General features: G+C 67.3%; 6 protein-coding genes and 1 pseudogene. 6 read left to right on the top strand and 1 reads right to left on the bottom strand.

The genetic code is table 11. From position 1 onward, the window contains the following. Window positions 1-20: 20 nt before the first annotated feature. From putA to K307_RS24890, 5 genes are all read left to right on the top strand, one after another. Window positions 21-3,998: a trifunctional transcriptional regulator/proline dehydrogenase/L-glutamate gamma-semialdehyde dehydrogenase gene (gene putA, locus K307_RS24910; protein ID WP_042883548.1), complete on the top strand. Its 3,978-nt coding sequence runs from the start codon at window positions 21-23 to the stop codon at window positions 3,996-3,998. Window positions 3,999-4,154: 156 nt separating this feature from the next. Then, on the top strand, window positions 4,155-5,306 hold the full coding sequence (locus K307_RS24905) for a branched-chain amino acid ABC transporter substrate-binding protein (protein ID WP_042883547.1): 1,152 nt from the start codon (window positions 4,155-4,157) through the stop codon (window positions 5,304-5,306). 160 nt (window positions 5,307-5,466) lie between these two features. After that, window positions 5,467-7,431, top strand: coding sequence for a tetratricopeptide repeat protein (locus tag K307_RS24900; protein ID WP_042883546.1), 1,965 nt, complete (start codon window positions 5,467-5,469; stop codon window positions 7,429-7,431). Between the two features lie 159 nt (window positions 7,432-7,590). Next, window positions 7,591-8,814 carry a cation:proton antiporter gene (locus K307_RS24895; RefSeq protein WP_042883545.1) on the top strand — a complete coding sequence of 408 codons (1,224 nt, stop codon included), beginning with the start codon at window positions 7,591-7,593 and terminating at the stop codon, window positions 8,812-8,814. Further along, window positions 8,814-9,929 carry a YbdK family carboxylate-amine ligase gene (locus K307_RS24890; protein WP_042883544.1) on the top strand — a complete coding sequence of 372 codons (1,116 nt, stop codon included), beginning with the start codon at window positions 8,814-8,816 and terminating at the stop codon, window positions 9,927-9,929. Before K307_RS24895 ends, K307_RS24890 begins: the two co-directional genes overlap by 1 nt. 721 nt (window positions 9,930-10,650) lie before the next feature. Here the strand turns inward: K307_RS24890 and K307_RS46565 are convergent. After that, window positions 10,651-10,764: pseudogene (locus K307_RS46565) on the bottom strand (two pore domain potassium channel family protein); the annotation flags it as partial. A 331-nt stretch (window positions 10,765-11,095) separates the two neighbouring features. Between K307_RS46565 and K307_RS24885 the strand changes: the two are divergent. Next, window positions 11,096-11,998, top strand: coding sequence for a patatin-like phospholipase family protein (locus tag K307_RS24885; RefSeq protein ID WP_230626100.1), 903 nt, complete (start codon window positions 11,096-11,098; stop codon window positions 11,996-11,998). Window position 11,999 lies beyond the last annotated feature (1 nt).

The following is an 11,999-nucleotide window of genomic DNA, read 5'->3' as shown; positions in this document are numbered from 1 at the left end:
TCTTACGGAGATTTGCCCGCATGGCCACCACCACCCTCGGCGTCAAGCTCGACGACGCCTCGCGCGATCGCCTCAAGCGCGTCGCCCAATCCATCGACCGCACGCCGCACTGGCTGATCAAGCAGGCCATCTTCACCTACCTGGAGCAAGTCGAGCGCGGCTACCTGCCGCACGAGACCAGCGCCGCAGGCTCGGCGGAGTCCGATGGCCCGGATGCCGCCGAGCCGGCGCATGCCGACGGCGCGCCGCAGGCCTTCCTGGAGTTCGCGCAGAGTATCCAGCCGCAGTCGGTGCTGCGCGCAGCCATCACCTCGGCCTACCGCCGCCCGGAAACCGATTGCGTGCCGGTACTGCTGGAGCAGGCCCGCCTGCCGCAACAGCAGGCCGACGCCGCCATCAAGATGGCCAAGACGCTGGCCACCCGGCTGCGCGAGCAGAAGGTCGGCACCGGACGTGAAGGGCTGGTGCAGGGGCTGATCCAGGAGTTCTCGCTGTCCTCGCAGGAAGGCGTGGCGCTGATGTGCCTGGCCGAGGCACTGCTGCGCATCCCCGACAAGGCCACCCGCGATGCACTGATCCGCGACAAGATCAGCGGCGCCAACTGGCAGTCGCACCTGGGCCAGAGCCCGTCGCTGTTCGTCAACGCCGCCACCTGGGGCCTGCTGCTGACCGGCAAGCTGGTGGCCACCCATACCGAATCCGGCCTGACCAAGGCGCTCACGCGCATCATCGGCAAGGGCGGCGAGCCGCTGATCCGCAAGGGCGTGGACATGGCGATGCGCCTGATGGGCGAGCAGTTCGTCACCGGCGAGACCATTTCCGAGGCGCTGGCCAACGCGCGCAAGTATGAGGCGCAGGGCTTCCGCTATTCCTACGACATGCTGGGCGAAGCGGCCATGACCGAGGCCGATGCCGCGCGCTACCTCGCTTCGTACGAGCAGGCCATCCACGCCATCGGCCAGGCCTCGCGCGGGCGCGGCATCTATGAAGGCCCGGGCATCTCGATCAAGCTGTCGGCGCTGCACCCGCGCTACAGCCGCGCCCAGCACGAGCGCGTGGTCACCGAGCTGTACGAGCGGCTCAAGTCGCTGACGCTGCTGGCGCGCCAGTACGACATCGGCATCAATATCGACGCCGAGGAAGCCGACCGCCTGGAGATCTCGCTGGACCTGCTCGAGCGCCTGTGCTTCGAGCCCGAGCTGGCCGGCTGGAACGGCATCGGCTTCGTGGTGCAGGGCTACCAGAAGCGTTGCCCGTTCGTGATCGACTACCTGATCGACCTGGCCCGCCGCAGCCGCCACCGTCTGATGATCCGCCTGGTCAAGGGTGCCTACTGGGACAGCGAGATCAAGCGCGCCCAGGTCGAAGGGCTGGAGGGCTACCCGGTCTACACGCGCAAGGTCTACACCGATGTGTCGTACCTCGCCTGCGCGCGCAAGCTGCTGTCGGTGCCGGACGCGATCTACCCGCAGTTCGCCACGCACAACGCGCATACGCTGGCGGCCATCTACCAGATCGCCGGCCACAGCTACTACCCCGGCCAGTACGAGTTCCAGTGCCTGCACGGCATGGGCGAGCCGCTGTACGACCAGGTGGTGGGGCCCACCGCCGACGGCAAGTTCAACCGTCCGTGCCGCATCTACGCCCCGGTCGGCACGCATGAGACGCTGCTGGCCTACCTGGTGCGCCGGCTGCTGGAGAACGGCGCCAACACCTCGTTCGTGAACCGCATTGCCGACGACACCATCTCGCTGGACGAGCTGGTGGCCGACCCCGTCGCCGTGGTCGAAGCCATGCATCGCGACGAGGGCGGGCTGGGCCTGCCGCACCCGCGCATCCCGTCGCCGCGCACGTTGTACGGCAAGAGCCGTCCCAACTCGGCTGGCATCGATCTCGCGAATGAACACCGGCTGGCCTCGCTGTCGTCGGCGCTGCTCGCCGGCACCAGCGAACGCGCCGTAGCCGAGCCGCTGCTGGGCGTCGAGATGCCGCGCGCTGCCGACGCCATTACCGCGCCGGTGCTGAACCCGGCCGACCACCGCGACGTGGTGGGCCATGTCACCGAGGCCAGCCAGGCCGACGTCGACGCCGCGCTGCAGGCCGCGGTCAATGCCGCACCGATCTGGCAGGCCACGCCGCCCGACGTGCGCGCCGCCGCGCTGGAACGCGCCGCCGACCTGATGGAAGCCCAGATGCAGTCGCTGATGGGCATCATCATGCGCGAGGCCGGCAAGACCTTCTCCAACGCCATCGCCGAAGTGCGCGAGGCGGTCGACTTCCTGCGCTACTACGCCGCCGAGATCCGCCGCAGCTTCGACAACGACACCCATCGCCCGCTGGGCCCGGTGGTCTGCATCAGCCCGTGGAACTTCCCGCTGGCGATCTTCACCGGCCAGGTGGCCGCGGCGCTGGCCGCCGGCAACCCGGTGCTGGCCAAGCCCGCCGAACAGACCCCGCTGATCGCCGCCGCCGCGGTCCGCCTGCTGCGCGAGGCCGGCGTGCCGGCCGGCGCGGTGCAGCTGCTGCCAGGCCGCGGCGAGACCGTCGGCGCCGCGCTGGTGGGCGATGCCCGCGTCAAGGGCGTGATGTTCACCGGCTCGACCGAGGTCGCGCGCATCCTGCAACGCAATGTCGCCGGGCGCCTGGACGCTGCCGGCCGCCCGATCCCGCTGATCGCCGAGACCGGCGGCCAGAACGCGATGATCGTCGACTCGTCGGCGCTGGCCGAGCAGGTGGTGGGGGACGTGGTCAACTCCGCCTTCGACTCGGCCGGCCAGCGCTGCTCGGCGCTGCGCGTGCTGTGTCTGCAGGAGGACGTGGCCGACCGCGTGCTGGAAATGCTCAAGGGCGCCATGCAGGAACTGAACATGGCCAACCCGGACCGCCTGTCGACCGACGTCGGCCCGGTGATCGACGAAGAGGCGCGCGCCAATATCGTGCGCCATATCGACGCCATGCGCGCCAAGGGCCGCCGCGTCCACCAGGCCGATCTGAACGCGCCGCAGACCGCAAGCTGCCGCCACGGCACCTTCGTGCCGCCGACGCTGATCGAGCTGGACAGCCTCGAGGAACTGAAGCGCGAGGTGTTCGGGCCGGTGCTGCATGTGGTGCGCTTCCCGCGCACGGCGCTGGACACCATGGTCAGCCAGATCAACGGCACTGGCTACGGCCTGACGCTGGGCATCCATACCCGCATCGACGAGACCATTTCCTTTATCGTGAGCCGCGCCCATGTGGGCAACCTGTACGTGAACCGCAATATCGTCGGCGCGGTGGTGGGCGTGCAGCCGTTCGGCGGCGAAGCGCTGTCCGGCACCGGCCCGAAGGCTGGCGGCCCGCTTTACCTACACCGGCTGCTGTCCGTATGCCCGCAGGACGCGGTGGCGCGCTGCGTGCGCGCGGCCGATGTCAGCAGCAGCGCCGAAGCGGTTGGCCCGGATGACGAGGCCGCGCGTGCCGCCGAAGCCTTCCGCACCTGGGCGCGCGCCGAGCTGCCGGAAGTGGCCGCCGCCTGCGAACGCCTTGCCGAGGCCTCGCCCTCGGGCCTGGCCGTGACGCTGGCCGGCCCCACCGGCGAGCGCAACACCTACACGCTGCTGCCGCGCGAACGCGTGCTGTGCCTGGCCGCGCAAGAGGCCGACCTCGCGCTACAGCTGGGCGCCGTGCTGACCGTCGGTGCCGAGGCGGTCTGGCCGGAAAACCCTGTCGGCCGGGGGCTGTTTGCGCGCCTGCCTAAGGGCGTACAATCGCGCGTCCGTATGGTGGCCGACTGGACCGCTGCGGATACCGGATTCGATGCAGTGCTGCACCACGGCGACTCCGACCAGCTGCGCACGGTGTGCGAGCAGGTGGCTGCGCGCCCCGGCCCGATCATCGGCGTGCAGGGCCTGGCGCAAGGTGAACCGAATGTCGCGCTCGACCGTTTGCTGATCGAGCGCTCGCTCTCGGTCAACACCGCGGCCGCGGGCGGCAATGCCAGTTTGATGACGATCGGCTGAGGCAACCCCGGCCCTCGTCTTGTCGAAGCGCGCGGCGGTGGCGGCGATCCCGCCCCGGCGCGCATACGAAGAACGGCGCGGCACTGCCAATCCCGCGCCTCCAACAATGCCGGCAACGGCACCACATCGGCACCATTTGGGACCCAAGGAGATCTGATGAGCTCGACATTCCACAAGACGGCAGTGACCGTTGCCCTGACCCTGGCTGGCCTGACCGCCGCCTCGGCCGCGTTCGCGCAGGCCCAGGAAATCAAGCTGGGCTTTGCCGCACCGATGACCGGCGGCCAGGCGCAGTACGGCAAGGACATGCAGAACGGCATCGTCCTCGCGATCGAGGACATGAACGCCACCAAGCCCAAGATCGGCGGCAAGGAAGTCAAGTTCGTGCTGGTCTCCGAAGACGACCAGGCCGACCCGAAGACCGGCTCGGTGGTCGCGCAGAAGCTGGTGGACAACGGCATCCAGGGCATGCTCGGCCATTTCAACTCGGGCACCACCATCCCGGCGTCGATGGTCTACAACCGCGCCGGCATTCCGCAGATCGCCATGGCGACCGCGCCTGAGTACACCAAGCAGGGCTTCAAGACCACGTTCCGCATGATGACCTCCGACACCCAGCAGGGTTCGGTGATCGGCGCCTTCGTGGTGAAGAAGCTGGGCGCGAAGAACATCGCCATCGTCGATGACCGCACCGCCTACGGCCAGGGCCTGGCCGACGAGTTCGAGAAGGCCGCCAAGGCCGCCGGCGGCAAGATCGTGCGCCGCGAGTTCACCAACGACAAAGCGGTGGACTTCAAGGCCGTGCTGACCAACATCAAGCGCAGCAACCCGGACATCATCTTCTACGGCGGCGCCGAGACCCAGTCCGCGCCGATGGCCAAGCAGGTGAAGGAACTGGGCATGAAGGCCCCGCTGGTGTCGGGCGAGATGTCCAAGACCGACAACTTCCTGAAGCTGGCCGGCCCGTCGGCCGAAGGTACCGTGGTGTCGCTGGCCGGCCTGCCGCTGGACCAGATGCCGGGTGGTTCTACGTACGAGAAGAAGTACGAGAAGCGCTTCGGCTCGAAGGTGCAGACCTACTCGCCGTACGCCTATGACGGCGCCACCGCGATGATGACGGCGATGGTCAAGGCCGGGTCGGCCGATCCGGCGCGTTACCTGCCGGTGCTGGCTGCGACCAATATGCAGGGCGTGACCACCAAGACGCTGGCCTATGATGCGCGCGGCGACCTGAAGGATGGTGGTATCACCGTCTACAAGGTGGTTGGCGGCAAGTGGACCGTGCTGGAAACGGTTGGCGGCAAGTAAGCTTTCGGTACTGCCTGCGAAACGCCACCTTCGGGTGGCGTTTCGCATTGTCGGCGGCTGTGCTCAAGAAAAGACGGGCGCTGCCGGTTGTTGTCCGGATGCGGATCCCACCATTGGCGCATAATCCCGCACTCGCACAATTTATCCATAGGAGCAGTACGTGTCCCAGCAGGAAGCCAGCTACGACCACGCCATCGGGCTAGCCAACCAAGGGCGCTTCGCCGAAGCCCTGCAGATCGCCGACCAGCTGTCGCAGGCCCGCCCCGAGGTGGTCGATTTCGTGACACTGCGCGCGCGGCTGCACTTCGACAACGGCGACGCCGCCGCGGCGCTGGCGGTGCTGGACCAGGCGCTGGCGCGGCTCGACACGCTGCCGCTGCAGCCGCCGCACCGCTGGGCCTCGCGCGGGGTGATCGCGCACCGCTACGGCGCCATGCTGATGAGCCTGGGCCGCGACGCCGAGGCGCGCCCGTGGCTGCACGAGGCGGCGCAGCGCAGCGGCCTGCTCTCGGGCGACTGGCCCGCGCACTTCCACGCCGGCTTGGTGGCCCTGCGCATGGGCGACATGGCCGCCGCGGCGCGCTACTGGTATGACCTGATGGTGCGCAATCCGGACCTGGGCGCCGAGGATATCGCGCCGCTGGTGCGCGACTACATCGGCCGGGCCGAGGCCGCCGGCGTGCCGGTCGAGCCGCTGATGCGGGTGTGCCTGGGCCGTGTCGCCCTGGACAACCCGCATCTGCTGGATCTCGACCCCGACGCCGGCGACGCCGTGGCTGCCGACCAGGCCGCCCGCGTGCTGGCCGAACAGCCGGACCACCCCGAGGCGCGCCGCCTGCGCGCGCCGCTGCGCTGGGGCGTCGGCGACACCCAGGGCGCGCTCGACGACCTCGCGGTCTACCTGCGCCAGGTGCCCGACCCGCAGAGCCAGGTACGCGAACTGGCGTGGCGCCACCAGCTGGCGCAGGCCGGCGACGGCGCCCAGCAGGCCGAGCGCGAGCCGTGGCTGCGCTTCAACCTGACCGACAAGTCCGACGACGGCGCCGCCTACCACCGCGCCGCCATGGCGCTGGGCGAGTTCATTGACGAGGTGCCGGCCGCCGAAGCCGCGCTGCGGCCCGTGCTGGTGCAGGGCTGCCGCAACGGCGTGGCGCGCTTTGACCAGTATTTCGCCACCGGCCAGGGCGATGCCGCCGGCCATGGCGGCAATGCCGACCCGCATGTCTATTCGCTGCTGTGCCGGCTGCTGGCGCGCAGCCTGCCGGCCGATGCCGCGCACCTGGAAGAGCGCATCGCGCTGCACCGCCAGGGCATGGCCGCCAGCGAGTTCATCGACCACTGGATCGACCTGCTCGACTGCCACGCCGGCGCGGGCCAGCACCAGAAGGTGGTGGAACTGGCCGGCGAAGTGCTCAACCGCTATCCGCTGGAGCGCAACCCGGCCGACGTGACCTGGGCCTTCAGTCGCCTGATCGCGGCGTGGAAGGCAATGGGCGGCGCCGAGCCGACCGAGGCCGCGCGCGCCGCCATGATGCACATGGACGCCCGCCTCGATGCGCTGCCGGTGGAGGCGCGCAGCGAGGCCGCGCACCCGATGGCCCACGCGCGGGCGCACTATGCCGCGCTGCTGCAGGCGCGCATGGCGGGCATGGACGAGCATGACCGCGCCGATGCGCTCGCCGGGATCGAAGCCCAGCAGCGCCGCGCGCTGCTGGTGGAGGATGCGTGGCTGTACAACCGCTTCGGCCAGGTCTGGCGCGACGCGGGCGAGCCCGAGCGCGCGCTGCCGCTGTTCGAGCAGGCCGTGGCGCTGACCGAGGGCGATCCGTTGGACCAGGCTGGGCCGCGTATGCAGCGAGGACTTATCCACAACGCCGCGCAGCGGCACGATGCTGCCATGGCGGACTTTGTCGCGGCGTTTGCCGTACGTGACGACTGGGACGCAGAGGTGTACCTGCGCGCGGTCCTGTCCGCACTTGGCCTGGACCAGCGGGAGACGGCGCTGGCGTACTTCGAGAAGGCGCGCGCCCACGGCGCCGCGCAGGGCGCAACGCGCACTTTGTACGGGCAGGTCGAAACGGCGCTGAAGGCCACCCGGCCGAAGTGGAAAGTGTGGGGCGTCTGAAACGTCTCACGGCCTCTCCGAACCGCCTGACCGTGTAACGAATGTAAAAAACGCCATCCCGGAGATGGCGTTTTTTACATGCAATTGACCGAAGTAGCGGGTTGGTTTGGTGCGGTGTCGGACAATCACTGACATGGATTGTGATGTGCTTACATTACCATGTCGACCATGAATGGACTAAGCCAACTTTTCCCCACTCTCCCGCTCGCGCCAGGTGGCCTTTTCTGGGTCGGACTGGCGCTGGTCGGCGCCGGCCTCGCGGGCGAGGTCAGCCGCCGCTGGCTGCGCTTCCCGCGCATCGTCGGCTATGCCGTGGCGGGCCTGTGCGCCGGCATGCTGGGCCGCGGCATCGTCGACGAGAACATGATCAACCAGACCCGTATCCTGATCGATATGGCCCTGGCGCTGGCCTTGTTCGAACTCGGGCATCGCCTCTCTCTCACCTGGCTGCGCGCCAACCGCTGGCTGCTGCTGACCAGCGCCTTTGAAAGCCTGCTGACCTGGGGCCTGGTGACGGCGGTGCTGCAATGGATCGGCGCCTCGCCGGGCGTGGCGATCCTGGCTGGCGGAATCGCGGTTAGCACCTCGCCCACCATCGTGCTGCAACTGAAGAACGAATTGCGCGCCGAAGGGCAGGTCACCGAACGCCTGATGGCGATGGCCGCGCTCAACAGCATCTACGCCGCCGCCATCGTGCAGGTCGCCACCGGCTGGCTGCATTCCGAGTACGGCAACCTGGGCGCGGCGTTGCTGCACCCGCTCTACCTGCTGGTGGGCTCGTGCCTGCTGGCATGGGTGGTGGGCAAGATCGGCCACGCCATCTATGACCGCATGTCGGCCGACGATCACTACAGCTTCCTGGTGCTGGTGGGCCTGGTGCTGTTCACGCTCGCGCTGACCCGGGTACTAAAATTGTCGATGCCGCTGACGCTGATGCTGGCTGGTGTGGTGTTCAAGCACCAGGACAGCCAGCCGCATGTATGGCCGCCGCACTTCGGCAGCGCGGGCAGCCTGCTGATCATCGTGATGGTGGTGTCGCTGGGCCTGCCGCTGACCGCGCATGACTGGGCCGTGGGCGGCATCTACGCCGTCGTGCTGGTGCTGCTGCGCCATACTGCCAAGCTGGCCGGCGTGGTCTCGCTGGGTTCGTTCTCGGGCCTGAGCCTGCGCCAGTGCATGGCGCTGGGGCTGGCGCTGGCGCCGATGTCGGGCCTGGCATACCTGCTGATGAGCGACGTGGCACGCCTTTACCCGGGAACCGGACAACCGCTGGCCGCCATCATCCTGTGCGCGCTGGCAATCGAACAACTGCTCGGCCCCGTGATCGCGGCCTGGGCGCTGCGCTACGCTGGCGAGGTTCGCGGCAATGGAGGAGGGCGCTGATGTCTCTCGAACCGTTCAAGCATTCCGAGGCACTGACCTTCGGCGTGGAGCTGGAGCTGCAGCTCGTCAACCGTCATGACTATGACCTGGCGCCATTCGCGCCCGACCTGCTGCGCGCGCTCAAGGGCGCCGAGCATGCCGGCGACATCAAGCCGGAGATCAGTCCGTCGATGATCGAGATCAGTACCGGCATCTGCCACAGCTACCAGCAGGCGCTGGAAGAGCTGACCACCATGCGCGACCTGATGGTGGCGGCCTCGCACTCGCTCAACCTGGGCATCGCCGGCGGTGGCACGCACCCGTTCCAGCAATGGTCCGACCGCACCATCTCGAACTCGCCGCGCTACCAGTACATCTCCGAGCTGTACGGCTACCTGGCCAAGCAGTTCACCGTGTTCGGCCAGCACGTGCATATCGGCTGCCCGAGCGCGGACGAGTCGCTGTTCCTGCTGCATGCGATCGGCCGCTACGTGCCCCACTTTGTCGCGCTGGCGGCGTCGTCGCCCTATGTGCAGGGCGTGGATACCGGCTTTGCCTCGGCGCGGCTGAATTCCGTTGCGGCCTTCCCGATGAGCGGGCGCGCGCCGTTCCTGCTGACGTGGGACGCCTTCACCGCATACTTCGAGAAGATGCGCAACACGGGCGTGATCGAGAGCATGAAGGACTTCTACTGGGATATCCGGCCCAAGCCGGAATTCGGCACCATCGAAGTGCGCGTGATGGATACGCCGCTGACGGTGCAGCGCGCCTGCGATATCGCCGCCTATATCCAGATGCTGGCGCGCTACCTGCTGCTGTCGCGCCCGTTCATGCCGCAGGAAGACGACTACCTGGTCTACACCTTCAACCGCTTCCAGGCCTGCCGCTTCGGGCTGGACGGCGAATACGTGCATCCCAACGAGCTGACGCGCATGCCGATCGCCGACCACATCCTGTCGATCTGCGACGCGCTGGTGCCGCATGCCGAGGCGCTGGGTTCGCTGGAAGCGCTGGCGAATATCCGCGCGCTGGCCGGGCGCCGCGAAGGCGATGCCGAATGGCTGCGACAGGTCGATGCGGATGCACGCAGCCAGCGCGAAACCGTGCGCAAGGCGTGCGAGCGCTGGGCAACCTGAGCCTGCGCTGCGCTACTGCACGCCGTTTCCCTTAACGCTGTAGCCGCGCCCCTGCATTGTAGGAAACCGGATCAGCTGGACTACGAGCGCTTTTGCTGGACTGGAAATCCGGAATAAGCTGGACTACCGTGCAACTCCCGTGACGCGAGCCAGGACCTGACGGTCCGGTCCACCGTCACCTCTGGCTGACTTAAGCAGCGGACGGGGTCAAGATATCGGCGAGGCGGCCGTCATACGGGGCAACTCCATTTCCTGTCTGGGCCATGCGTTACATACCGATCCGAGACCAGCACCTCGCTATCCTAGCCAGCGACCGCGATGCCTGGCGGGCACGGGTGGAAGGAAGATTTGACGTCGAAGGTCTCATTCGGGCATGCGTTCCGGATGCCGCCACTTGCGATCCAAGCGTTGTGGCCGACGCGATCCGGGAGTGGTTCGATAGTTTCGATGACGGCATTCCGACATGGCGGCTGGCTTCGCAAGATCGATAAAAAGGCCCGCACCGGGGGACCGCACCGGGGGCTACCACACTTGGCCCGCCGCCGCGACCGAGACAGCCTGACTGCCGCCAGCGTCAGGCAACCGGCCATCTCCGGTCGTTAGCCGGCCCATCAGAGCAGACGGTTGAGCGATCATCTCTGTAAAAGGCTTTGGCTCGCCACCTGCTAAAAACTCAAGGGAACCCCAAAAACTCTCCGGCCCCGGCTTCTGCCTTCCTGACCTACGGCCGTTCGCCCTGTGGCAGCTTGGCCATGTTGTGCTTGATCATCTCCATCACCGCTGCGGTCATCACCGACGTCGAGACGCCGAACATCAGGATCCCATTGGCCGCTTCGCTGCTGGGCCGCCCCCAGGCCGGTGCCCGAACTGCCGGAACTGGCGGAAAAGGAAGGTGCGATTACGCTGATCGAGACCGGCGGGAACCCTATAGAGTGCGGATAAAGACGTACTGATCCGATATCCCAGGGACGCCAACGAGGCTTGGCTTCTTCCCATTCCGAATCGCATCGGATTCTGCATGCGGTTGCGCCGCCATTTGGCGTTGCCATGGGAGCCACACCGGCTTTCCGACTATTCTAATTAGCGGTAGCAACCGATTTCCAGAAAGCCAAGTTTGCACACTCGCTCGTGACAGCGAGGCATGCATGGGCTGATCCGGAGGAACCATGACACGATTGCCGACGCCTGCATGGCTGATACTTGCGTTGTTGCTCCTGCTGGGCGGCTGCGCCAGCCGGCCGGTCAACCCGCCGATCGCCCACGCTGACCCCAATGCCGGCTATCGATTTTTTACGCGCCCACAGTATGCGACGGACAACGAGAACCTGGTGATTCTGGCCTTCTCGGGCGGCGGAACACGCGCCGCCGCATTCTCGTACGGCGTCCTTGAGTTCCTGCGCAATACCGAAGTTGTCGGACCGACGGGCAAGAGCTCTCGCCTGCTCGACCATGTCGGCGTCATCACCGGCGTGTCGGGCGGAAGCTTTACGGCCCTCGCCTATGGCCTGTACGGCGACAAGCTGTTCGACGATTACGAACAGCGCTTCCTCAAGCGCGACGTACAGGGCGACATCACATTCCGCACGCTCAATCCGGCCTACTGGCCATCCTTTTGGTCGAGCGGGTGGGGCCGCTCGGAGCTGGCGGCGGACCTGTACGACGAGATCTTGTTCCATGGCGCGACGTTCGGCGACTTCAATCGTGGAAACGGTCCGTTCATCATCGCGTCGGCCACGGACATCTCCACTGGGGCCCGCCTGCCCTTTACGCAGGCCACGTTCGACGTGCTCTGCTCGGATCTGAATGCGATTCGGCTTTCCCGTGCCGCTGCCGCGTCGTCGGCAGTACCAGTGGTGCTCACGCCCATTACACTGAACAACTACGGCGGCACCTGCGGCTACGAGCCACCCGCCTGGATCCAGCCATTTGTCGATGCCAGCGACCCGCCCCGTCCGGCTGCGCGTGCAACCCTCATTTGCTGTCTCGGCCGTGGGACACGTTGCTGCCTCGATTGGCCGATCTCCGGTGAAGGTAGATCGCTTTATTCAAGCATTAAAAGGAGGGCATGAG

The organism is Cupriavidus necator A5-1, from assembly GCF_000744095.1.
GTDB lineage: Bacteria > Pseudomonadota > Gammaproteobacteria > Burkholderiales > Burkholderiaceae > Cupriavidus > Cupriavidus necator_A.
The sequence above is the reverse complement of the archived record's forward strand: the minus strand, read 5'-3'. Positions and strand labels throughout refer to the sequence as shown.

What these genes read in the sequence shown, in the direction of transcription:
- putA (WP_042883548.1), top strand. Translation starts at nt 21, where the DNA reads ATGGCCACCACCACCCTCGGCGTCAAGCTCGACGACGCCTCGCGCGAT.
- K307_RS24905 (WP_042883547.1), top strand. Translation starts at nt 4,155, where the DNA reads ATGAGCTCGACATTCCACAAGACGGCAGTGACCGTTGCCCTGACCCTG.
- K307_RS24895 (WP_042883545.1), top strand. Translation starts at nt 7,591, where the DNA reads ATGTCGACCATGAATGGACTAAGCCAACTTTTCCCCACTCTCCCGCTC.
- K307_RS24890 (WP_042883544.1), top strand. Translation starts at nt 8,814, where the DNA reads ATGTCTCTCGAACCGTTCAAGCATTCCGAGGCACTGACCTTCGGCGTG.
- K307_RS24885 (WP_230626100.1), top strand. Translation starts at nt 11,096, where the DNA reads ATGACACGATTGCCGACGCCTGCATGGCTGATACTTGCGTTGTTGCTC.